15 protein-coding genes and 1 pseudogene are annotated in these 23,840 nt (G+C 40.3%); 8 read left to right on the top strand and 8 right to left on the bottom strand.

Annotated elements, in window-relative coordinates:
• Window positions 1-98: 98 nt before the first annotated feature.
• Window positions 99-3,218 (bottom strand): plasmid replication protein, CyRepA1 family, encoded by a 3,120-nt coding sequence (locus H6G14_RS11500; protein WP_190567546.1) that lies wholly within the window; start codon window positions 3,216-3,218, stop codon window positions 99-101.
• Window positions 3,219-3,718: 500 nt separating this feature from the next.
• On the opposite strand from H6G14_RS11500, the gene H6G14_RS11495 reads away from it, so the two are divergent.
• The 3 genes from H6G14_RS11495 to H6G14_RS11485 all read left to right on the top strand — a co-directional run bounded on the left by H6G14_RS11495 (window position 3,719) and on the right by H6G14_RS11485 (window position 7,709).
• Window positions 3,719-6,244 (top strand): penicillin acylase family protein, encoded by a 2,526-nt coding sequence (locus H6G14_RS11495; protein ID WP_190567545.1) that lies wholly within the window; start codon window positions 3,719-3,721, stop codon window positions 6,242-6,244.
• Between the two features lie 261 nt (window positions 6,245-6,505).
• Window positions 6,506-6,667: a DUF2256 domain-containing protein gene (locus H6G14_RS11490; RefSeq protein ID WP_010998064.1), complete on the top strand. Its 162-nt coding sequence runs from the start codon at window positions 6,506-6,508 to the stop codon at window positions 6,665-6,667.
• An 85-nt stretch (window positions 6,668-6,752) separates the two neighbouring features.
• A complete protein-coding gene (locus H6G14_RS11485; RefSeq protein ID WP_190567544.1) occupies window positions 6,753-7,709 on the top strand; it encodes an isoaspartyl peptidase/L-asparaginase in 957 nt (318 codons plus the stop codon).
• A 147-nt stretch (window positions 7,710-7,856) separates the two neighbouring features.
• On the opposite strand, the gene glmU is transcribed toward H6G14_RS11485, so the two are convergent.
• The 3 genes from glmU to H6G14_RS11470 all read right to left on the bottom strand — a co-directional run bounded on the left by glmU (window position 7,857) and on the right by H6G14_RS11470 (window position 12,106).
• Entirely contained in the window at window positions 7,857-9,212 is a 1,356-nt protein-coding gene (glmU, locus tag H6G14_RS11480) for a bifunctional UDP-N-acetylglucosamine diphosphorylase/glucosamine-1-phosphate N-acetyltransferase GlmU (protein WP_190567543.1), read from the bottom strand.
• A gap of 121 nt (window positions 9,213-9,333) precedes the next feature.
• On the bottom strand, window positions 9,334-10,578 hold the full coding sequence (locus H6G14_RS11475; protein ID WP_190567542.1) for an HD domain-containing phosphohydrolase: 1,245 nt from the start codon (window positions 10,576-10,578) through the stop codon (window positions 9,334-9,336).
• A gap of 631 nt (window positions 10,579-11,209) precedes the next feature.
• Window positions 11,210-12,106: a tRNA (5-methylaminomethyl-2-thiouridine)(34)-methyltransferase MnmD gene (locus H6G14_RS11470; RefSeq protein ID WP_190567541.1), complete on the bottom strand. Its 897-nt coding sequence runs from the start codon at window positions 12,104-12,106 to the stop codon at window positions 11,210-11,212.
• Window positions 12,107-12,204: 98 nt separating this feature from the next.
• Here H6G14_RS11470 and H6G14_RS11465 point away from each other — a divergent pair, with 98 nt between their 5' ends.
• Window positions 12,205-13,023, top strand: a complete 819-nt coding sequence (locus H6G14_RS11465) for a sulfurtransferase (protein WP_190567540.1) — start codon at window positions 12,205-12,207, stop codon at window positions 13,021-13,023.
• Between the two features lie 49 nt (window positions 13,024-13,072).
• Here H6G14_RS11465 and H6G14_RS11460 read toward each other — a convergent pair whose 3' ends face one another.
• Window positions 13,073-14,428, bottom strand: a complete 1,356-nt coding sequence (locus tag H6G14_RS11460) for a hypothetical protein (RefSeq protein ID WP_190567539.1) — start codon at window positions 14,426-14,428, stop codon at window positions 13,073-13,075.
• 243 nt (window positions 14,429-14,671) lie between these two features.
• Between H6G14_RS11460 and H6G14_RS11455 the strand changes: the two genes are divergently transcribed.
• Window positions 14,672-15,673 (top strand): FecR domain-containing protein, encoded by a 1,002-nt coding sequence (locus tag H6G14_RS11455; RefSeq protein ID WP_242053408.1) that lies wholly within the window; start codon window positions 14,672-14,674, stop codon window positions 15,671-15,673.
• A gap of 33 nt (window positions 15,674-15,706) precedes the next feature.
• Window positions 15,707-15,829, top strand: a pseudogene (locus tag H6G14_RS11450) (zinc ribbon domain-containing protein); the annotation flags it as partial.
• Between the two features lie 19 nt (window positions 15,830-15,848).
• Here the strand turns inward: H6G14_RS11450 and H6G14_RS11445 are convergent.
• A complete protein-coding gene (locus tag H6G14_RS11445) occupies window positions 15,849-17,720 on the bottom strand; it encodes a hypothetical protein (protein ID WP_190567537.1) in 1,872 nt (623 codons plus the stop codon).
• A 699-nt stretch (window positions 17,721-18,419) separates the two neighbouring features.
• Here H6G14_RS11445 and H6G14_RS11440 point away from each other — a divergent pair.
• Both H6G14_RS11440 and H6G14_RS11435 read left to right on the top strand, forming a co-directional pair.
• Complete coding sequence (locus tag H6G14_RS11440; RefSeq protein ID WP_190567536.1) at window positions 18,420-19,646, top strand: succinate--CoA ligase subunit beta; 1,227 nt, start codon at window positions 18,420-18,422, stop codon at window positions 19,644-19,646.
• A gap of 101 nt (window positions 19,647-19,747) precedes the next feature.
• Entirely contained in the window at window positions 19,748-20,629 is an 882-nt protein-coding gene (locus H6G14_RS11435) for a succinate--CoA ligase subunit alpha (RefSeq protein WP_190567535.1), read from the top strand.
• Here the strand turns inward: H6G14_RS11435 and H6G14_RS11430 are convergent.
• Window positions 20,626-21,507, bottom strand: coding sequence for an aspartoacylase (locus tag H6G14_RS11430; protein ID WP_190567534.1), 882 nt, complete (start codon window positions 21,505-21,507; stop codon window positions 20,626-20,628). The two genes, H6G14_RS11435 and H6G14_RS11430, sit on opposite strands and share 4 nt — an antisense overlap.
• A gap of 257 nt (window positions 21,508-21,764) precedes the next feature.
• Window positions 21,765-23,828, bottom strand: a complete 2,064-nt coding sequence (locus tag H6G14_RS11425; protein ID WP_190567533.1) for a S9 family peptidase — start codon at window positions 23,826-23,828, stop codon at window positions 21,765-21,767.
• Window positions 23,829-23,840 lie beyond the last annotated feature (12 nt).

The following is a 23,840-nucleotide window of genomic DNA, read 5'->3' as shown; positions in this document are numbered from 1 at the left end:
AAGACTGCTGTAGCGAAAAAACCGTGATACTAGACATATTTAAATATTCATGCGTAAACGCAGACTACTTCAATAATCATCAAATCTAATTCCTATATCTAAAATAGGGAAACCATATTAGAGATTACTGAATTTTTATTTTTAGCTTGTGGATTTTGGTTTGAGAGTACATTATATTTTTCGCGTCTCATGTTATTGATTTGAGTTAGTATAACTTCATCTCTTTGTTGCCATACTGAAAATATTTTTTGTCTATCATCGTTAAATGTTTCTGAGTCAATTTGATAAATATCGTTAACTTTTTTCAATTTCAATCCCAACAAATTCAATAGACGGCTAAGAACCTTGATTGCTGTAATTCTTTCTTGGCATCTAATAAAGTCAAGACCCAAGACTCTTTTAATATGTCTACTATGTTGAAAGACCACATCTTTCAACCAAATTAAGTCAGAAGCATTTTCCGTAAATTCTCGTTCTATGTCAAGAAATTGGGGCATCCCTAAAGCTCTCATTGCCTCAACTTCTAAAGTATAGGTTTTTAAATCTGGCAAGAAAACTTTACCACTACCCCAGGATAATTGTTGATGCCATTCCTGTTGGTCTCTGATTTGAAAGTACTCACTTTCGTGGGTCAGGTAGTAATGAATTAACAGTTGAGTGTAATATCCTTGGTCGTCTCTTAACTTGAGCGAAGGAGTGACTAAGATACCATATCTTTGGTGGAGATTATATTTTTGAATTTGATGGCGTTCTTCATCAGTTAGAGAATGCTTGCCTGCAAGATATTCGTATTCTAAATAATCAATATCTTTAGCATTGGCTACATTAGTAGCTGTGGTGATTTGATTTTGCTGCTTAATCTTTTTAATTTGACGCTTAATCTCTTTACCTTTTTGCCTTTTTTCTGCCCAATCTTTCTGCACTTTGACAATTTCTAGAACTAATCTTTGGCGTTCTCTCAAATCACTTGCCTCTGTTGCGAGAAATGCCAAGCGTAAATCTCGAATAATGTTATTGTGAACGGCATTACTCCGCAAGCGAATTTGATGCCCGTCTGTAGTTAATCCTTCTTCCATTGCTTGCCGATAAAGGCGGATGGAAGAATTGACCCTCGCTGACAATTTAGCCCATGTTCGTAAATGAATAGGGTCATAAACTAAGGGTAAATCCACATCTATTTTATGTAATGGACTAAGCAAAGCTAAATTTTCTTTTTGATTCTCTTGGTACCAATCAGATAGTAAACGATAATTGGTACTACCACTACCAATTAAACCGATTCCCCGTTTAGCACACCAGACAATTCTTGGTACATTATCCCTAACTCTAGCTAGTGCTTGTCGTGCTTCTGAATCAGGAATTACTCCTTGGAAAATGCCATATACTCGGTCAAAATGCTGCACATCAATACTAATACCTGTTCCCAAACTAGGAGTCACAAACACATTACTATATTCGGTAATTTTTTCGTTAATAGCTGCAACGAAATCGACGGCTGCATGACCAGGAGTGTTTGTTGTATGACTATTCACTACTAAGGTTTTAGGAAACTCATATCGCAGTTTTTCTAAACGTTCCTTGAGATAACGTTCAATTGTTTCGCAGCTATAACGTCCAGCACGGCTATCGGTAGTGACGTAACATTTGCGTCCTGCAAGTAAATCTAATTCCAACTGCTGAATTAAGGGTATGGGGTTGGGGGAATCATAAAAGGTTACTTCCCATCCGCGTTGTGGCTTCCATTGGTTTACTAATATCCAAGGGGTGATTTTACAGCCGGATAAACCTTGTAAATATTCTAAAGAAACATCTGATAAATCAGCATCTTGGGCAATTACTAAACCACCTGTTGATAAAACTAGAGAAATTAATTGTTGAAATAATTTTAAAATCTTGACGCGTTTATGTTTACACGTATGACTGTTGAGTAAATGCCATAAAGACTGCTCAACTTCATCGAGAATTATGATTGCGCCTTGCCATGCTTCTGGGTGTAGTTTCCAGATAGAGTCAACGCATAAACCTAAAGATTGTGTCTCTGTATTTTTTAGCCAATCACTATTTTTTGTTAAACCTTCTGCATGATTAATTCCCCATTGAATACCAATTTTTTCACACAGAAAACGTCCTAACTGAATCCTGTGGGTAATTAATAATACGGGTCTGTTGATATTTTTGGCTTGCTGGACAACTGCTTGTAATGATGTTGTTTTGCCTGTACCTTTCGCTGATTTGACACCAACTAATCCAGAGTTAGGAAAGGGGATTTCTGCTAAATATGGGCGATTTACTGTAATGGCTGGTGGAATCGTTAATTCACTGTGGGGTTTGATTTGAGCGAGGTAAATTTCTAAATCTACGCTTTGGCGATAAACTTTTTCAAAAATACTTGCGCCTTTAGCAACAATTAACTCATCTACACCCTTTTCCAACCCTGGAAGTTCGATAACTTTTACAGGACATTTTTTCGCCTGGAATAAACAACCAAGTTGGCAAATAGCGTTACTGACAGCTGCTATTTTTCTCTGTTGCGTTTCATAATCAAAGCAGATATAAAAAGTCCGCTTTATCGTCGTAAATGCAGCCAAATCAGGAATTAGCTGGCGACTGGCAACTTTACCAAATTGATCTTTAACAACTCTATAACCACTGGTAATCCCTGGAATTGCGATCGCCGCATATCCCTGAGATAATAACGCTGCGGCTTTCTTGGCTCCCTCGCAAATGATGATTGGTATGTTGCACTCCATCACCCATTGCCAAAAGCCTTCCGCTTCACCTTGGGAATTGATGGTGATATCTCCAGGAATCGGGAAATTGTAACGCCCTGAGACTTGCTGCCATATCTCCAATGTTACCCGCAGACAAAATATCCGCGTTGCTGTGCTGGGGGGATGTTCATATTTAATAGACTTGCCATTTTGACTCGTGCGCGGTTGATTTGGCTTAAAACATCCCCATTCCATACCTTGCCAATTGTTGAGAGGATCTAACCCAGAACACCACCAACCACCAGCCGTAACGTGACTGTAAAGGTGTAACCAGCCACTTTTAACCATTCCCGTGTTGGTGCGGGGTAGGTGTTCGGAAATTAATAGATGCTCATAGGCGCTCACGCCTTGGAGGGATCTAAAGTTAAGCTGGGTCAAGTGTAATTCTATACCACTACCCTTGACTAATTCTTCCAGGTGTTGTGGGTGTAAATCTAGCAGACGCATGGGAAAACCGCGAACGGAATTAAGATGAATTTAAAACTTAGCACGCCTTGACTAGTTTGTTATGGAAGAAAATATGATAAATACTAGATATTTTTATCACACAGTCTTGTGAAATACATCGGCATAAGTGATAGTGGTTGATTTTGTCAGATCCCATTGCTCAAGTAATAAGCCTGTATTGTAATTTTCGATGCTTTTATATTTTAAAATTCAGTATTATTACTAGTCAAGATCGGATAGCATAGACTTATAAGCTTTGTCAATTAAAAGTTTTCTAAAAATTGTATATATAGATGGGTTACTCAAAGAATTTATTTTTTAATACAGAAAAATTAAGCTGCGTACTTATGTCTATAAGTAAAACTCTAGTTGATTTGCTAGATAAAATTATTTATGCCTAAGTATGTAGCAAAAATTTACGTAAGACATTTTACGAGATATAAGGCGGCAAGCGGTATAATGTCCCCGTGATTTGATTGACGATGCTACAGCACCCAAACATGAAAAGCTTCAGAAAACGTAGGTTGTATCAGGGACTAAAAATTACCGTAATTATGCTAGTGGTGCTGAGTATATTATTGTTGGGATTTTTATCTTATACTGTACGGCGGTCTTTTCCTGTAGAAAATGGAGCGATCGCTTTACCTTCAATCAAATCTGAAGTTACCATCAAACGCGACCAATGGGGAATCCCCCACATCTACGCCAGCAATGCCCATGATTTATTCATGGCTCAAGGTTATATTCATGCACAAGACCGCTTTTGGCAAATGGACTTTTGGCGGCACATCGGTTCTGGGCGACTAGCTGAAATGTTTGGTGCTTCCCAGGTAGAAACTGATAAATATTTACGGACGATGGGCTGGGGAAGAGTAGCACAGCAAGAAATCCAGCAAATGGATGCAGGAATGAAGGCTGATTTACAAGCCTACGCTGATGGTGTCAACGCTTATCTGCAAGAGCATCAAGGTAGCGCTCTGAGTTTAGAATATGCCGTATTGCAATTACTCAATCCTGGTTATAAACCCGAACCTTGGCAAATACTGCACTCCCTGACTTGGGGTAAGGTGATGGCTTACGACTTGGGGCGAAATTTTCAAAGCGAAATTGAACGGACAATTCTACTGAAAACTCTCACCCCTGCTCAGGTAGAAGAACTTTTTCCGCCTTATCCCCCAAATTTGCCTGTAATTTTGCCTGATTTACAAGCCCAGGCTTTGCCGGAAAAACAACTAATTACAACCGTCATCAAAGAAGTTGATGAAATTGCGCCTGTCTTACAATCCATTAACAAACCGATGATGGCGTTGGAAAAACTCATCGGTCATACGGGAGTAGGAATTGGCTCGAATAACTGGGTAATATCTGGTGAACGCACAGCTACAGGTAAGCCAATATTGGCAAATGACCCCCATCTAGCAGTACAAATGCCTTCTATTTGGTATGAGGTGGCATTGCATTGTATAAAAAAGAGCGCAGATTGTCCCTATGAAGTAAGCGGCTTTTCCTTTCCTGGTATGCTGGGAGTGATTGTGGGACATAGCGATCGCATTGCTTGGGGTGTGACAAATACTCAAGGCGATGTAATGGATTTATACATCGAAAAAATTAATCCCAACAACCCCAACCAATATGAAGTTAATGGCAAATGGGTAGATATGCAGGTTTTGCCAGAGACAATCAAAGTTGCAGGGAAGAAGTCTATTGTGCAGACAGTCCGCTACACCAGACACGGGCCGATTCTTTCGGATGTTTCACCGAATTTAAAACAGTTTAATCAAGAATCAACGAAAAATTTACCAAAAAACTATGCTGTGGCTTTGCGGTGGACAGCTTTAGAACCATCACAATTAGCATACTCAATCCCCCAAATAAATCGCGCCCAAAATTGGCAAGAGTTCCGCACTGCTGCGAGTAAATTTGATATCGCTGCTCAAAATTTGGTTTACGCTGATATCGAAGGTAATATTGGCTATCAAATGCCAGGAAAATTCCCCATTCGGAATCAGGGAAATGGACGTTATCCTGTTCCTGGTTGGACGGATGAATATGAATGGCAAAGCTATATTGACTTTGAAAAGTTACCCCAAAGCTTCAATCCAGCATCAGGTTATATTGTCACCGCCAATAATTTAATTGCCAACCAATATCCTTATGTCATAACTACAGACTGGGTTTATGGCTACCGGGCAAAGCGGATTGTAGATATGATTACCCAGCAAAAGCAACAGATATCACTAAAAGATGTGGAGAAAATACAAGGTGATAATTTAAATTTAAATGCACACAATCTTGTGCCTATATTACAAAATATACCATTTAATGATTCCCGCTTACAAGCAGCACAAAATTTATTACAAAATTGGAACCTACAGCTAGAAATTCAATCATCTGCATCTGCCTTATTTGAAGTATTCTGGAAACATTTGTTAATAGATACATTCCATGATCAACTACCAAAAGAATACTTTCCCGATGGAGGCGATCGCTGGTATGCTGTCATGGAAAATCTTATCCAACAACCTAATAGTAATTGGTGGGATAATCGCCAAACTAGTAAAGTAGAGAACCGTGACCAAATATTCCGTCAAGCATTCACAAAAGCCGTAGACGAACTAGAACGCCTCCAAAGCAAAAATCCTCAATCTTGGAACTGGGGAAAGCTGCACACCATCACCTTTCGTAACGCCACCTTGGGTAAATCTGGAGTTGCACCAATCGAGGCTTTATTTAACCGTGGTTCCTTTACTACGTCGGGTAACGGAGAAACCGTTAACGCCAACCGTTGGCGAGCAAATCAATCCTTTGAAGTCACAGATATTCCTTCACTACGGATGATTGTAGATTTAGCAAATCTCGATAACTCAATAGCTATTCACGCCCCTGGACAATCAGGTCATGCTTTCCATCAACACTATGACGACATGATTGAACCTTGGCGCAAACTTGAATATCACCCAATGCTGTGGCAACAGCAGACAGTAACAGCTAACACGGTGGCAAAATTACAGTTAATTCCCCAATAAGTTATTAGAAACCCGACTTCTTGAAGAAGTCGGGTTTCTGACCATAATCATCAAATCTATCTATAGAGGAATGCAAAAACCACATCGACTATTACATAAACAGCCTATGTTAATATTTTGTTGAACTAACGTCCCAAAACCAGTCTATAGGAGGACACGCAACACAATTGTTCACCAAGTGAATCCTCCCTTTGTAGCAATCTGTGTATAATTATCTTCCACCACTCTGGGAAATCTAACACTAGTCAGTACGGTATTTATATGGCACGTACTCGTTCTAAATCTGACCTACCCACAAAAATCTGTCCAGTATGTCAACGTCCCTTTACATGGCGGAAAAAATGGGAAGATTGCTGGGACGAGGTGAAATATTGCTCAGAACGCTGTCGCCGTCGTCGTTCTGAGGCTAAAACTGGGGACTAAATCAGTTAACAGTTAACAGTTAACAGTCAACAGTTGACTGACACACCCAATATTCAAATTAAAACGCAAATAGCGCAGGGTATAAATGAAGTCACAGGTGCAACCAAAATTAATTATTCATGGGGGAGCAGGTAGTTCTCTCCACGGCAAAGGTGGATTAGAAGCAGTGCGCCAAACACTCCATGCAATAGTAGAGGAAGTCTACGCTCTATTATTGTCAGGCGCGAATGCTTCTGTTGCAGTGGTGCGCGGTTGTCAACTGTTGGAAGATGAACCCCGCTTCAATGCTGGTACTGGTTCGGTGCTGCAATCTGACGGACAAATCCGTATGAGTGCTTCCATCATGGATGGTGCGTTAGGGCGTTTTAGCGGTGTAATAAATGTTTCACGGGTAAAAAATCCGATTGAGTTAGCACAATTTTTACAAAACTCCCCAGACCGAGTGCTGTCAGATTATGGCGCGGCTGAATTAGCCAGGGAAATGCAAATACCTAGTTACAATGCTTTAACTGATTTGCGTTTACAAGAATGGATACAAGAACGCCAAGATAATTTTAAAAGAACAATGGCTGGGGTAATAGCCGAACCAGAACTATTGGAAACTAGTAATGCTGGACGCGGCACAATTGGTGTAGTAGCTTTAGATACCTATGGTAAATTAGCAGTTGGTACTTCTACAGGTGGTAAAGGCTTTGAGCGCATTGGACGCGTCAGTGATTCTGCTATGCCAGCAGGTAATTATGCTACCAATTATGCTGCCGTTAGCTGTACAGGCATCGGCGAAGATATTATTGATGAGTGCCTAGCCCCCAAGATTGTTATCCGTGTCACAGATGGATTGTCTCTCCAAGAGTCCATGCAACGCTCCTTTGCGGAAGCACACGACAACAAAAGAGATTTTGGAGCGATCGCCTTAGATGCCACCGGAGCGATCGCCTGGGGTAAAACCTGCGATGTCATCCTCGCCGCCTTTCATGATGGCGACAAAATAGGCGATACATTAGAACTTGCCGGTGGTACGCAGGTAGGTAGTATCAGTTAGGGATTGGGGACGAAAAAGTAAAAAGTAAAAAGTAAAAAGTAAAAAGGTAAAAGGTTTTTTCTTTTGCCTTTTGCCTTTTTACCTTTGCCTTGAATTGGGTAATTCTCCCCCTGCCTCCCCTGCTTCCCCTGCTCCTCTGCCCCCTCCTCAAGATTCCGCGCTCTTCTTCCGCCATCCCAGTTTTACCACTTGACGAGTCCGGGCAATTACTAAGGAATCATTCGGTACATCTTCGGTGACTGTGGAACCGGCAGCTACATAAACATCATCACCTAAGGTAACTGGAGCAACTAGTACACTGTTAGAACCTGTTTTCGTGCGATCGCCTATTTTCGTGCGATGCTTTTTCACACCATCGTAATTGGCGGTAATTGTCCCTGCACCAATATTTACCTGAGTACCCGCAGTAGCATCACCTAAATAGGATAAATGAGCGACGTTGGTGCGATCGCCTAATTCTGTATTTTTCAACTCGACAAAATTACCGATGCGGCAATTAGCACCCACTTGGGCATGACCGCGCAAATGGGCATAAGGGCCAATTTTAGCCCTATCTTGGATAGTACTATCTGTTATGACTGAATACTGAACAGTAACATTTGCCCCCAACTGACTATTTTCAATTAAACTTCCTGGCCCAATGCGGCTCCCTGTTTGAATCACCGTACTGCCCCGGAGGTGGGTTTGGGGTTCAATAATCACATCAGGCTGTAATTCTACGGTGTCATCAATTGTGATGCTATTGGGGTCGATGAGAGTGACACCAGCCATCATCCATTGTTCTTTGACTCGCCTTTGCAAAATTTCGTAGGCTGTAGCTAATTGCAGGCGATCGTTAATCCCCAAAATTTCTTGATAATCTTCTACATCTACGGCCATCACCTGACCAACTTGGGTAACAGCATCTGTCAGGTAATATTCTTTTTGGGCGTTGTTTGCCTCCAGATGAGGTAATACTTGCGCTAAATTTTCCCAACGGAAGCAATAAATGCCGGCATTAATCCGGTGATTTTGCCTCTGGGCTGGAGAACAATCTTTGTCCTCAACAATTTGCTGGACAATATTGTTACCGTTACAAAAAACCCGACCATAACCTTTGGGGTTAGGTAGGTGGGATGTCAGGATGGTAGCGGCATTTTGATTTGTTTGGTGAGTTTGTAATAGCTGTTCTAAGGTTTGAGTGCGTAACAGTGGTACATCACCATTCAGTACTAGCAAATCCCCTGTGTAACCCTCAAGGCAGGGGAGTAATTGTTGGATAGCGTGACCTGTTCCTAACTGCACAGTCTGCTCCACAAACTCCAGATGAGGAGACTGGAGACCCGCTTTAACTTGTTCAGCCTGATAACCGACAATGACGAGTCGCCGTGAAGGTGAAAGCGGTTCTACACTGTCAATAACTCTTTCCACTAGCGATCGCCCACCCAAAGAGTGTAGAACTTTGGGTAAGTCCGATTTCATTCTTGTGCCGCGTCCTGCTGCTAGTATTGCTACGACTACCATAATTAGCTATTAGCTTTCAATAAATAGCGCTGTTGCGCTTGGTACTTTGAGATTTAGGCTCAAATCATACCAGCTAATGAGGGAGCATGGGGACTGGAGATAATTCTTGACTCAGCACTCACTACTCGGCATTTCCCCAATCTTTGTGATGTGAGAGAATAAACTCGGCAAATTGCTGCATCAACTTGGGATTACGCCATCCCATTTCAGTTTCATCAAGCATGATACACAATGCTTCTTCTGGAGTATAAGCTTTTTTGTAGGGACGTTCGCTAGTTAACGCATCATAAATATCAATAATTTGAAACACTTGGGCTAAGTAGGGAATTTCATCCCCTTTGAGTCCATCAGGATAACCAGAACCATCCCAACGTTCGTGGTGATGGCGGATGATGGGAACTACACCCTGCATACTGCGTAGAGGTTGACAGATTTTTTCCCCGATTAAAACGTGTTGCTTCATAATTACCCAATCTTCAGGGGTAAGTTTGCCTGTTTTCAGTAGGACTGCATCGGGAATCCCTACTTTGCCGATATCGTGGAGATAGCCACCCCACATCAAATCTCGAATTTGGTGACGCGAAAGATTGAGGTACTCACCAAAAGCTTGTCCTAAGTTAACTAAGCGTTCGCAGTGGTCGCCCGTATTGGGATCACGGCTTTCAATAGCTCTAGCTATGGAAAATAGTACTTGTGCCGCATGGTCTAAATCTTCATTCAACCGCTTCTGTTGTACCAGCGATTTGACCCGCGCTACTAATTCTACTCGGTCAAAAGGTTTACTTAAGAAATCATCTGCGCCTACTTCAATACCTCGGATGCGCGATCGCCTATCATTCAAGGCCGTGATAAAAATTACGGGGATCAATCTAGTATGCTCATCTTGCTTGAGTAATTGACACACTTCAAACCCATCCATTTCGGGCATCATTACATCCAACAAAATCAGATCAGGTTGTTGTTGTCCTACTAGTTTTATCGCCGTAGCACCACTATCTGCCTCAATTACTGCGTAGCCTTCCATACCCAAAAGGGCAGCAGCAGTCATCCGACTAGCACTGTGATCATCGACTACTAAAATTTTTGGCGATTCTGCATCAAAGCCTTTCACTTGAGAAATTTGGGCTTGTAAAGTTCCAGAGATTAAAGAGTCGTAACCAGAATTAATCCCACAGGTCAGCCAAGTAGTAGTTTGTGTGCTTTCACTAACCAGAAAATCTTCCTTGGACAATGCCAAAGAACTATCTTTGGCATTTTTTAATCCGGAAAAGCGATTTGAATTAATACCATTTAATTTGTTTGGGGGGTCTGACCCACTAACATTATGTTCAGTAGAGGTTGTATTATCACCACTCCTTTTAATCACAGAAGTACCCCAATCGTTTAAAAAATTAATAGCGTCCTACTTCAAACCAAACTGCGTAGCTGAATATATCCAGCCGACTTTTCAAAAGTTTTATGTTCTATGTAAAGCTGACTGTTTAAGTTAACACACCTGAATTTCTTGCGATGTCAAACAGCAAAAATTGTACTGAAAATAATTCTTCTACTAACTTCCCTATTTCTGACTCTAGTATGATGAATTCTCGCAAATGTTAAATCAGGTTTTTTACTGATATTTATTAACATAATAGCGCCAGAAAAAATCATAATTGTTCAATCCATATACAGGTTGGGAGGTTTGAGTTTCTTTGCTTCTATTTAGCTGGCACAAAGTCGGTATTTATTTTCTTTCAGAGCATTAAGTAAATCATTACATAATTTCAATTTACAGGTAATATTGTATATTACAATACATAAATTATACAAACTTAATATGCACACTTCAATTTATTTAGGAAAATTTAGAAATCTTGTTTGAATTTTTACATTTGTTTTCAGTAAATATTTTTAAACTACAATTAATTCAGTATTAATACTGAATCACCCCTCCTGAATATATTAGAGGCAACTGGGCATAATTTCCGGGAATTTACTCAGAATTTATAGCTGAGGACTCATACCGATCGTGGTAAACACCGTTTCCGCCAACGTGATGTAGGTTCTAGGGAACTTGCTTGTTGTTCTTGTTGTCGGCGCGTCACTATTACATGAGCAGGATCATTAAGTTTTGGATCACGGTAAGGAATTGCTGCACGAGTTAAAAGGTGTTCCTCCTCTGCTTGAGAAAGGGGAGGAAGTACTGAGTGGATATTGCGTTCAAAGCTTTTAAGATGTGCTGCAACAGTACCAGGCGATCGCCTACCGACTGGTGGAGTTGAACCTATATGCAATCCTGCCATTAACAGTGCTGTACGTACCGCCGCCGCACAAGAATAAGTTGCTAACAAGCCACTCTCGTGTAAACACAGTGCTACTTGTTGAATAAATTCCACACTCCATAATTGCGGACACTGCGGAGGTGAAAAGGGGTCTAAAAAAATAGCATCAGCTTGAAAATTTACATGATTTACTTCACGAATAGCGTTTCTAGCATCACCAATGATCAGTTTTGCCTGGAGACGATCTGTTTGCACCTGTTGTTCAAAAGCTAACCTAGTCAAAATATCGGTGTATGGGTAGTTCCAGTTATCGAATAACTGATGCTCAATAGCTGCTTGGGGTACGGAGAGATTTAGTTCTAAACCAATTAATTCAACAGAACAACTGGGATTCACTTCCCAAATCGTCTCCAAGGCTGCGGCTGTGTTGTATCCTAGTCCATAACAAATATCTAATAAGCGTAAAACTGGTTGGTGAGCAGCCATAGCCAACCGAGTGGGACTGACAAACTTGAAAAAACTTTCCTGTTTGGCTCCGAAATGGCTGTGAAAAGCCTCATTAAATTCTTGGGAGAAAAAGGTAAAAGAACCGTCTCCTGTGGACTGGGGTATAAATTTTTGCAATTCCGACATGAGCAAATAAACATCAATATTTATAGTTTAGATAAAGCAGGAGACCATACTTCAGCACTACTGAGTAAACAGGATATTTTTTAGTGGAAAAGTCTCTTATGACGGATACTCAATTGGTTGCTTCATCGAATTGGCTTTTACAAAACCTTCACAATATCGACGTTGTGATTGTTGACTGTCGCTTTTCTCTAGCCGACCCACAGCTAGGAAAACAGCAGTACCAAACAAGTCATATAGAAGGAGCCTATTACCTCGACTTAAATTTGGATCTTTCAAGTCCTGTGGGTGAGCATGGTGGTAGACATCCTTTACCTAACCCGGATGAGTTAGCGCAGAAGTTAGCAAGTATGGGGATAGAGTTTCAAAAAACTTTGGTTGTTGCTTATGATGACTCCCGCTTTGCTTTTGCTTCTCGTCTGTGGTGGTTATTGCGCTATTTAGGACACGAGCAAGTTGCAGTGCTAAATGGGGGTTTTAGCCAATGGGAACAAGCTGGCTATCCTATTACTGATGTTATTCCTCAAGTTAAAACAGCTAACTTTGTGCCACAAATACAAACACAACTGTTAGTAGATATTAATACTGTCAAAACTCGTAAAGATTTACCAACGGTCGTTTTGGTCGATTCAAGAGAGAGCGATCGCTATCGAGGTGAACGAGAGCCAATTGATAAGGTTGCAGGTCATATTCCCGGCGCAGTCAATTATCCTTGGATGGAAGTTACAGATACTAGTGGCTACTCAATTCCCCTAACAGAACATCAACAAAGATGGCAAAATCTGGCGACAGCCGAAGAAATTTTAGTTTACTGTGGTTCGGGTGTAACAGCTTGTGTGAACCTTCTCTCGTTAGAACTGGCTGGTATCCATACAGGTAAGCTGTACGCAGGTAGTTGGAGTGATTGGATTAGTTATTAGTCATTGGTGTATAACCTTTGAATTGTTGACTATTGACTATTGACCAAATCTAAAATTCCCCAATTTTCAAATGATAATTAATATTCAAAAACCAGCTTTCAAAATCAATGTTACCTGCTGTAGAATCGCCAAAACTAAAGCCAGTCTGAAGATTCAAGCTACTAGAATCGGATACACGGTAAATGATGCTGCCATATAAGCGATGATATTGATCGGTGCGATGGGCTACACCCTGGCGATCGCGTTCTGTAAAATCTGATAAGTTTAACTGATAGTTCAACCCAACTTGTAAAGGCTTTTGCAGGGAATAACTTAAAGATAACCAGAAGGAATTCATGATCCGACTACGATCATCTGGGTCAGCTAACTTCCAACTCAGTTCGTAAAAGCTATCTAGCGTGAGTTTGTCGGTGATAGGATCTCTTCTTCCTAAAGATAAATACAAAGAGTTTTCATTGAGAAAGCGATTCCCGGCTCGGAAGACATCGCTATTTTTAGCGTAAAAAAACTGTTGATTACTCCAACCAATTTCACCATACATCCGTTTGGACAACTGTTGATAAATCCCCAGGTTAAATACTAATTGGTTGTAATTGTATTTTGGTTGATCCACATAACGAATCAAATTACCATCAATCGATCCACTTAAATAAGTACTCTTTCCCAAGGGAAAATATGCTGAAGCGAGTCTCAATCCATAAAAAAACAACCCATCTTCTATGGGTGAAGTATCAGACGAAAAAGTATTATCTGTATGAAAATAGCCTACATAAGCTTGTAACGAACCTATGGGTTTAAACTTATCTCTAGGTTGTTCTATCGGAGGTAGTGGCGGTTGTTCAATCGGTGCTGGTAATGCTCTCTCTCTCACCCTTAATCCTAATTCCCGGTAACTTTCCCCTTCCGAACTTGGCTGTTTTACCTCCCGTAACCTTTGTCTCAGTCTCTCTAACCTTTCGCGGTAATTTACTGGGGGTGAATTGAATAAAGGTTCCATTGGTTTTTGGTTAGGTTGAGGAACAAACCCAGGTTGTCCTTCTAATTGTGGAGATTCATTATTTCGCTGACTAATACTATGATTAAGAGGTAAGAAATCAGGTTTATCAGTGGGAATAACTTCAGGAGTTAGTGATTTTGCGGCTATGATATCTAATAGGCTCTGTCGTCTGGATACCCTATCAAACCCATCTAACTGAGACAACTGCGAGTTAGTGCTAGTTTGGCATATCGTTGAATTTCCGTTTTCAATATAAAAATCTTTTTCTTCGTTGTTTATCTGATTCTGACAATATAATCTATCAGACTGTTTAACCTTTGCTGCATCTGCTTTGATGCAAAAGCCGCTTCCGCTAATAGAAGCAACCAAAATCGTTAGTAAAAAATGTTGCCAGCCTTGAAGATACATCTTAATGAATCGATGTAAAGATGAATCTTAATATTATACTTAAATGTACACAACCTCATATTACATTTTAGTAGACAAAAATGAGATATTTTATAGTCAAAACGAACTAGAATATAAAATTAACAAAATAATAATTAAAAAATTTAAATTGGTTTTGCCGGGTTAGTTTCAGTTAAATTTTTTAAATTCAAAATTATGCGCTTGAACCTTATCCCATTATTTTCCCTTGGATTGTGCGGGGTGATGGTATTGATTTCACCGCCTCAAGTGAATGCCAATACGCCCTTAACTCGTGCTGAGGTTCAGAGCATTCGTAATTTTGTCCAATTAATTCAAAGAGCATCTAGAAATAAACGTCCAGCACAGAAATTGGATGCAATTATTCCAGGGGATGGGCTATCAACTGGTCGAGCTTCTTTAGCAGACTTGCGTTTCAACGACGGTTCTCTGGCAAGGGTGGGAGAACAAGCCGTATTTCAATTTATGCCCAGGACACGGAATTTTCGATTGTCTAATGGAACAGTATTACTGCTAATTCCACCAGGAAGAGGACAAACACGTATTCAAACACCAAGCGCAACAGCCGCCATTCGTGGTTCGGCGCTATTCATTCGTTATGACCAAAAAACGGATACGACGATTATTGGCGCGCTAACAAATAGTGGGATAGCAGTGTCTAATAAAGACACATCTCAAACTCAACCGCTAAAAGCAGGACAACTGTTAGTTCTTGTCAAAGGTGAAATTCAGAGTTTATATGATTTTGATCTACAAAATTTTTATGAAACAAGTGATCTGGCTGAAGGTTTAGATTTAACTGGCAAAAACTCTTCAGCAACACCAGACCCAGCTATTGCGGGTGTCAGAGCAGAAATTATGGCCGCGTTGGCAACACAGTCACCTCTTATTGGTAAAGGGGTGATGGAAAACCCAGCTTTTTTAGAACTAAGTACTACTTCCTCTGAGGTAATAGATGAAGATACTGACGAAGATGATTTCATAACACATGATTTTCCGGTCAATTCGTTAGTAGATATAGGAGAAGTTTTGTTTCAGAATGGTCAGCAATTAGGTAACAATGGCGATATAAACATACAACCAGACCCGCCACAGCCAGATCCACCACCACCAGACCCACCACCACCACCACCACCACCAGACCCACCACCACCACCGCCAGACCCACCACCGCCACCACCACCAGACCCACCACCGCCAGACACACCACCGCCACCGCCACCCTAAAAAGTTGGGGAAGATATAGAACTTATGTACTATGATGCCGGGTGGTGACAGTTTGTAACAATACTTTCAAACAAAGCCGAAAATGCTGGTTTGAAAGTAATAACTGTCAATCCAAAAGGTACTAGCCAAGAATGTTTTAACTGCGGTTCCAAGGTATAGCTGTTGCCACCAGTTACTATTCCCCTGGTGTCCGCATATAAATTACTTGATCTTGGACATTGTAAATAAACAGAGGCAGGTTGGCATTTTCGCTGATTACTGTTAAAGCTTCTTGTAAGGTTTGCCAATGATTAGCAACCCCAACCGCAGCCTCAGAATCTTGAGTGTTGTTTTCGGAAATAGTACTTTGTAGTACTTGTTCATATTCAGGGGTAATTTTGACGATGATTCCTTTATCGTCTACGGTAAAGTTACAAATTCTAATTTCACTAGAGCAAGTTTTATTTAAGTCAGCACGGGTTTGCTGCCAACTATTATTTAAAATTAGTTTTTCTTGCGCCTGTTGCAGGGAAGTTGAGTATGGTGTAATTAAACTCTGAGCTTGAGTGTAATACAAGCTATTGTTAGAAATTTGTTTAGCTGCCTGTAAAGCTTGTTGCCAATAAATAACAGCTGCTTGCCATTCTTGTTTTTGCTCATAAGCTTTAGCTTGGCTGGCTATACTAAGGAGTTGTTGGTAGCTTTTAGCTGCTAGTTGTTCGATAGTAACGCGATCGCGCGCTCTTGCCAGTTTAGGTTTATATTCTAGTAATAGTTGCTGCGCCTCTTGAGATGCTGGACTCGACTGAGGGATAACATTCAAAGCATTAATTACTACTTGCCAAGTGGACTGCACCTTTTGCCAATCTTTCAAAGATTTGGCTGTTGTTTCCCACTTATTAGCCACACTGGCCACGCCCTTAGCGTCTGCTAACTTTTTCACCCACTTTTCTTGAGCGAGTAATTGCTGATTGATAGTTTGCAAATGAATCCGATATTTCAGCAATTTTGGCTGTACCAGTCTATATAGTTCATGATTAGGGTTAATTACTTCCAGGGGCGTTATTGCTTGTCGCCACAGTTGTTGTCTAGCTTGTAGTTCACCTTGACTCGTAGCAGGAGTTTGCATTTTTTGCTCTGCAACTGAAGCTGTCTGCAAAGCTTTGTTGACTTGGCTAATTTTTTCGGAACGTCCAGACAGATTAGTTTTGAGTTCTGCTGCTTGCTGGTAATAAGATGACCAAGCAGGGATTACGCCTAAGGCTGTGCTAGTTGTTTCTAGCTGTTGTTGTAATGCTGTCAAGTCCTTTTCTGACCTGGCACGACTGATTAATTGTCGAAATTGAGTGTTGAGTTGCTGGGCAGCTTGGAATTCTTGACACACAGACATTACACAAGGACGAGTTATTAGGTAAGCACCACCACTACCTAAAAGAGAAATTCCCACCACAGCCCCTAACAAAATCTTTTTTAACGGGCGCTGAGATGAGTTTGTTAATAAATCTGGTGTACCAGCTAGGGGGTCAAATACTGCTTCTTCGTCTTCAACGGTATCTGTTGTAGTGGAATAACTCAAAGGTAATGCTAACGATGAAAACGATGCTGCATCCTCGTCTTCTTGATCTTCATCATCTTGTGAAATGATGGGGCTTTCTACCTGTCGGTATCCCTTCATAGTCAGGGAACGTTTAGCGTAAGGGAGTTTTTCCCCGACAATTCGCAGAAAACATTGGACTGGCTGATCCTGATAAGGTGGTAATGATTGCAGAGCTTCTTCAAGTACTGCAAAAATTTCGTGCGTATCAACTTTTACACCAACTGGATGTTGAGCTAGGATCATTAGCTGATCTTTGTTGACCGCACACCTAATCTGGAAAAATTCACCAGAGGGGACTTCGGCAAGAAATTGTTCTTGCAAAGTTTTGCTTAATAGCTGTAAATCTTCCTGCTGGACTGCTACTCTCATAGAGCCTTCCTGCTGGTCTTCTATACTATTTTCTGTATCGGTGAGAACCGAAAAAGAAGGGTGTTCGTTTGTTGAATACAGATGCACAGTGTAACCAACCATAACCGTAATATCTGATAGACCAACTTTTTAACACAACTTCTGAGTTTTCACCAAAAGAAAAATAATCCTCCAGGACTGAACGCTATTAGTGTTTCAGAATGTTGATTATTAAATTTTACAATCTGAGTTGTAGTAGAAATTACAATTCAAAAATGGGAATAATAAATTTTCTGGGAATTAAAACCGCGTATCAGGAGGAGGAATCTTATTGATAATTCTCTACTCCCTATTTTCAAGCTGATTTGATTGTGCAACTGTATATTTACTGATAGGATTAATTACTCCAGCTAGACACAAGCTTATAGTATGTTGAGCAAGTTTTGTTCGCGTTAGCGTCTTTGTAGGAGAAAGTCATAGCTTGTTTGCCTGTAGGAGTATGGAGGCATAAGCCTTTCTATAGAGTACCTCTGACGTGAAAGTAGGCACTAAGCAATAGGGAGGGGTTCAAGTTTATTACCTTCCAGAAAACAGGTCTAGAGCCTTTTGAGCGTTTGATGTTAGTAAAAATAATTTTAAAATAACGTTTTAGGAGTTAATGCCAAAAATTAATTTGCTCCATAAAGGGAATTCGATAAAATTGATACGTAAAAAATCAGTTTTAATAGTAAGACAAGACTTGATTATGTGATGAAGGTGCGGTAAAAAATGGAAAATAGCACCAGAGAAATTTTCTAAACGTATAAATTAAGGTGCATGGCAATGGATTTATTGGAGTACCAAGTTAAAGAATGGTTTGGGGAAATAGGCATTCCTGTATTGCCATCCCAAAGAATTGACCATCCTACAGATTTAAAACGCTTAAAAATTCGCTACCCAATTGTACTGAAATCACAGGTTCATGCGGGGGAGAGGGAAAAAGTCGGTGGTGTAAGAATGGTAGAAACCACAATCGACGCGATCGCCGCAGCTCAAACTATCTTTAATCTATCAATATGGGGCGAATTACCAGAAGTTTTATTAGCAGAGTCTAAGTACAATTCTCACCAAGAATTTTATTTGGCTGTAGTTTTAGATACTGCTGTTTGTCGTCCAGTACTTTTAGGTTCCACAGAAGCGGATATTGATTTAGAATTAGCTGATCAAAAAATGCAGTATGTGGTGGTCGAGCAAGAATTTTCGCCTTTTTATGCTCGTCGGTTGGCTTTAAAAATGGGTCTGCAAGGTACGCTGATGCAGTCAGTCAGCACAGTGTTAGAAAAAATGTATCAGCTATTCGTGCAGAAAGACCTGGATTTAGTAGAAATAAATCCTCTGGGTGTCAATCTTGCTGGTGAGGTAATGGCTCTCAATGGTAAAGTCAGAGTCAACGAACGGGCTATCGGGCGACATCCAGAAATTGCCGCAATGGCAGCCAAAATAGTGCCTCGTCATTATGATAAAAGTCTTAGTAATGGGCGTGACTGGAATAATTTAGAAAAACAACGCAGAATCGGTATTTTAGGTAATGGTACTGGTTCTATCTTGGCGACCTATGATTTAGTGGTTAGCGGCGGCGGTAAACCAGGAATTTGTCTAAATCTACGCCATGCGGCAATTACTGATCTGTCACCAACTAAATTTGGCGATCGCCTCACCAAAGGTCTGAATACTTTGGCTGCTGACAAAAATACTCAGGTGATCTTGATTAACCTACTAGGAAGTATTCCGCAACCAGAAGAGGCAGCACAAGCGATCGCTCAATTTATACAACAAAACAAAGGTGAATATCCGCCATCGATTGCCAAGTCTAATGGTAAAAACCTTAGTCAACATCAATCACCACAATTAGTCATCCGGTTAGCCGGTTCGGAGTTGAATGCAGCTAAGGAGGTTTTAGCGGCTTTACAAACCCATGAAGAGGGACTGATATTAGTAGAAGATTTAGACGAAGCAGTAGCAACCGCAGTCCGTTTGACTAAATCACACGCTTACAAAAAAGTTTCGTGAGTAGTGGAGTGCTGAGTTCCTAATCAACAGTTTATGAATAATTAATTCTTTCCTCTGTTCTCTTATCCTCTGCCTTTTCCCAATCCCTAATCTCCGATTTTATGAACTTAACGCCAGATAGCAAAGTTATTATTCAAGGCTTCCATGAATTCATTTCCGAGAGTAATATTGCCCAGATGAAAGCCTATGGTACAAATTTGGTAGCTGGTGTTCAGCCTGGATGTGGTGGACAGGAACTTTATCATCTGCCAGTTTTTGATTTGGTTGAGGAGGTAGTAGGGCAATTTGGCAGCATTGACACCACAATTATCTGTGTACACCCTTATCAAGTACTAGATGCGGCCTTAGAAGCGATCGCCTCCCATATTAGACAAATTATTATTATTTCTGCTGGTGTGCCACCTTTGGATATGGTGGAATTACTCCGCAAAGCTGAAGCTGGTGAAACCCTGGTAGTCGGCCCCAACAGTCCCGGAATCATTGTCCCAGGAAAAATCCTCTTGGGTACTCAACCAAGTGAATTTTACACACCTGGAGTAGTAGGTATTGTTAGCCGTAGCAGCACTTTGACTTATGAAGTGGCGCGAGAATTAACTCAAGCCGGCTGGGGACAATCAATTAGTGTGAGTATTGGTAGTGATGCGATTGTCGGTTCATCGTTTCTGCAATGGTTACAAATTCTCGATGAGGATGACACGACTGAGGCGATCGTTTTAGTCGGACAACCAGGTGGGGGTAGTGAAGAAGCAGCCGCACGATACATTACCGAAGCAATCGATAAACCAGTAATTGCTTATATTGCCGGCAGACAAGCACCACCGGGAAAAACTTGGCGACAAACGGGGACTTTAGCTACTGTTGTCGGTCGTCCACCTAATTTTGGCACTGCTCAAAGTAAAATTACAGCTTTTGAAGCAGCCGAAGTTCCTGTTGCAGAACGTCCTTCTTTGATTCCTCAATTATTAAAAAAGGCAATTCATTAATCACAATTTATGAGTTGCTTTTCGGTGAACAGCATGGCGATTCCTTTCTCATAATAGGCGGCTTCATTGATAAATATGGGGTAAACTGTCGATGTACCTTCGTAGGCGATCTCTTTACCATCTAAGGTTAAGAACAAAGGATCACCAGGATTTAGAGGTTCATAATCTCGAAATTGAATATCTGGATGAATCATCCCTTGAATGTCACCGTTTTCATTTCTGGGGTAATCAACAGTACCCGTAAATTTATACAGAGCTAATATGTTATTTATATTAGGAATATTGCCCTGATTATATTTTTCTAAATAATCCAAAATCGTATATATTAATTGTTCAGTTTTTTGGAATAATTCAGCATTCAATACACCTTGAGCTACAGCCCCTACCTCAATCACAAAACCTAGTTTATTAAGAGAGCGTAGAAAATTACTACCCTTTTCGGGGATAGTATAGCAAACCTTTACTAAAGGATTAATTTCACTTAAATAAGCACATAGTTTTAATAAAAATGGATCTTGATTACCTAAAATAATACTCAAGCCCATATTTGCAGTTGTACTGTGTAAATCAATAACTACATCTACTTTGGGTTTATTCTCTGCTCCTAAAACTCCGGCTATTTGTTTCGCCCTGATGTCTTCATAACTAGCAAGAGTTGGATTTTGCAAGCTTTCAGTTAAAAAGCAACGATTTAAATCTTTTTCGATGTAGCGCTTACCAGCCTCGAAAGCTTTGGGATTACCTAGTATTGTTAAAGTTTCAAAGCTAGGTTTTTGGATTACCTCAGGAAATTGCTGAAACTTTTTAACCAGGAATGCGCCTGTAAATTCATTCCCGTGAGTACCACCAATAATAGCAACACGATTGATTTTATTCATATATGGGTTATATCAATTCAAAATTCAAAATTCAAAATTAAGAAAACAAAAATTGCTAGAAAATTCTAGTACCGCTAGCCATAATTCAGAATAAATACAGCATAAGCATTTTGTTAATTTGGAATATATGCTTCTCTCAAATAGAAGTTGCAGCCATACAGACAAAACCCGCGCAGGCGGGTTTAAAAAGCTTGATTTTTTTGTTAGTCCACCTGCGTAGACTGAGTTTGTGTCATAGCCCTTGTTCTCAGCCCCATCTACAACCCCAAACGATCCAAAATAAAAGCATACTCAAAAGCAAGTTCCCGTAGGCTTTCATAACGTCCAGATGCGCCACTATGACCCGCATCCATATTAGTTTTCAACAACAGAACATGATCATCTGTTTTGAGTTCTCGCAGTTTGGCTGTCCATTTGGCTGGTTCCCAATATTTAACGCGAGAATCATTTAAGCCAGCAGTAATTAATAAATGGGGATAATTTTTGGCTGCGACATTATCATAGGGTGAATAAGATTTCATATACTCATAGTAGACTTGATCGTTAGGATTACCCCATTCTTCCCACTCCATTGCTGATAGGGGCAAAGATGTATCTAAAATTGTTGTCACTACATCTACAAAAGGTACATCGGCAACTACAACTTTAAACAATTCGGGACGCAAATTAATCACCGCTCCCATCAATAAACCACCTGCACTACCGCCTGTGATGGCTAGGCGATCGCTTGTTGTCCAACCTTCGTTGATTAAATACTCAGCACAGGTGATAAAATCTGTAAAGGTGTTCTTTTTCTGCAAAAATTTGCCATCTTCATACCACTTGCGCCCCATTTCTTCACCACCACGAATGTGGGCAATAGCAAACACTACTCCCCGGTCTAGCAATGCTAGTCTAGCTGATGAGAAAGATGCCGGGTAAGATACACCATAGGCTCCATAACCAGTAAGCAGTAAAGGATTTTTGCCATCTTTTTCCATACCTTTTTTGTAAACAATTGATATGGGAATTTGTGTACCATCTTCAGCAGTAGCAAGTAACCACTCACTCTGATATTGATTTTTGTCATAGTCCCCCAGAACTTCTGTCTGTTTTTTTAACTCCTGTTCGTGGGTTTCCATATCATAATCAAACACAGATGGCGGTGTAATTAAAGAAGTGTAATTAAACCGCAAAATATTAGTATTAAATTCGGGGTTGTTCCCTTCATAAAACTGGTAAGTTGGTTCTGGGAAAATAATATTACTTTCACTACCTGTAGATATATTTTGTACCCTAGCAGTTTGTAAGCCATCTTTTCTTTCATAGATGACTAAGTGATTAATAAACAGGCTCACTCCAGATAACAGCACATCTTCACGGTGGGGAATAACAGTTTGCCAATTCTCCTTGGATGGCATAGTTAGGGGAGTTTTCACTAACTTAAAGTTTGTAGCAGCTTCGTTTGTGACTATATAAAAGTAATCACTATGATGCTCAACGTCATATTCTACTCCAGGTTCCCGTGGATAAATTATCTGAAAGTTACTCTCAGGATTATTGGCATCTAAATAGTGAACTTCTGTAGTGATGCTGCTTTGCAAAGTCATCAATATATATGCTTGACTGCGGGTCTTACCTACATATAAAGCATAAGCATGATCTGGTTCGTGGTAGATTAATTGATCTTGTGTGGGTTGTGTTCCTAAAGTGTGCTTAAAAAGCTGATAAGGACGATTTGCGGCATCGATTTTTGTATAAAATGATGTTTGATTATCGTTACACCAACAAAAAGAAAAATAAGTGTCAGCAATAGTTTCTGGATATAACTGATGTGTTGTTAAGTCAAGAAATAAAAGCGTATATTGCTCGGAACCACTGGTGTCATAGGAATAAGCGAGCATTTGATGATTGGGGCTAATCGCAAATATTCCTAATTCAAAAAAATCATGTCCGGCGGCTAATTCATTTTCGTCTAAAAGTACTTCTTCTGGAGCATCTAAATTTCCTTTTTTTCGACAATGAATTCTATAATCTTTCCCGGCTTCAGTTCGAGAATAATAATAATAATTATCCTTGCGATATGGTACAGATAAATCAGTTTCTTTGATCCGCGAGAGCATTTCATTATAAAGAGTTTTTTGCAGCGTTTCTGTGTGCTGCATCATGACTTTTGTATATGAATTTTCTGCTTCTAGATATGCCACTACCTTTGGGTTATCTATATCACGCATCCAAAAGTAATTGTCTACTCGGCGATCGCTATGCAATTCTAAAACTTGGGGCTGTTTATCCGCAATGGGTGGCGTGATTTGATTTTGCGAAATCTTATCCTGATTCATAATATATGCAAC

Origin of the sequence: Nostoc parmelioides FACHB-3921, assembly GCF_014696625.1 — a bacterium.
Lineage (GTDB): Bacteria > Cyanobacteriota > Cyanobacteriia > Cyanobacteriales > Nostocaceae > Trichormus > Trichormus parmelioides.
Note: the sequence above shows the minus strand (reverse complement) of the source record. Positions and strands in the feature narration are given on the sequence as shown.

Coding starts and splice junctions, on each gene's coding strand:
- H6G14_RS11470 (WP_190567541.1), bottom strand. CDS start 12,106: ATGTCGGAATTGCAAAAATTTATACCCCAGTCCACAGGAGACGGTTCT.
- H6G14_RS11490 (WP_010998064.1), top strand. CDS start 6,506: ATGGCACGTACTCGTTCTAAATCTGACCTACCCACAAAAATCTGTCCA.
- H6G14_RS11430 (WP_190567534.1), bottom strand. CDS start 21,507: ATGAATAAAATCAATCGTGTTGCTATTATTGGTGGTACTCACGGGAAT.
- H6G14_RS11485 (WP_190567544.1), top strand. CDS start 6,753: ATGAAGTCACAGGTGCAACCAAAATTAATTATTCATGGGGGAGCAGGT.
- H6G14_RS11435 (WP_190567535.1), top strand. CDS start 19,748: ATGAACTTAACGCCAGATAGCAAAGTTATTATTCAAGGCTTCCATGAA.
- H6G14_RS11425 (WP_190567533.1), bottom strand. CDS start 23,828: ATGAATCAGGATAAGATTTCGCAAAATCAAATCACGCCACCCATTGCG.
- H6G14_RS11445 (WP_190567537.1), bottom strand. CDS start 17,720: ATGGTTGGTTACACTGTGCATCTGTATTCAACAAACGAACACCCTTCT.
- H6G14_RS11440 (WP_190567536.1), top strand. CDS start 18,420: ATGGATTTATTGGAGTACCAAGTTAAAGAATGGTTTGGGGAAATAGGC.
- H6G14_RS11500 (WP_190567546.1), bottom strand. CDS start 3,218: ATGCGTCTGCTAGATTTACACCCACAACACCTGGAAGAATTAGTCAAG.
- H6G14_RS11460 (WP_190567539.1), bottom strand. CDS start 14,428: ATGTATCTTCAAGGCTGGCAACATTTTTTACTAACGATTTTGGTTGCT.
- H6G14_RS11465 (WP_190567540.1), top strand. CDS start 12,205: ATGACGGATACTCAATTGGTTGCTTCATCGAATTGGCTTTTACAAAAC.
- glmU (WP_190567543.1), bottom strand. CDS start 9,212: ATGGTAGTCGTAGCAATACTAGCAGCAGGACGCGGCACAAGAATGAAA.
- H6G14_RS11495 (WP_190567545.1), top strand. CDS start 3,719: ATGAAAAGCTTCAGAAAACGTAGGTTGTATCAGGGACTAAAAATTACC.
- H6G14_RS11455 (WP_242053408.1), top strand. CDS start 14,672: ATGGTATTGATTTCACCGCCTCAAGTGAATGCCAATACGCCCTTAACT.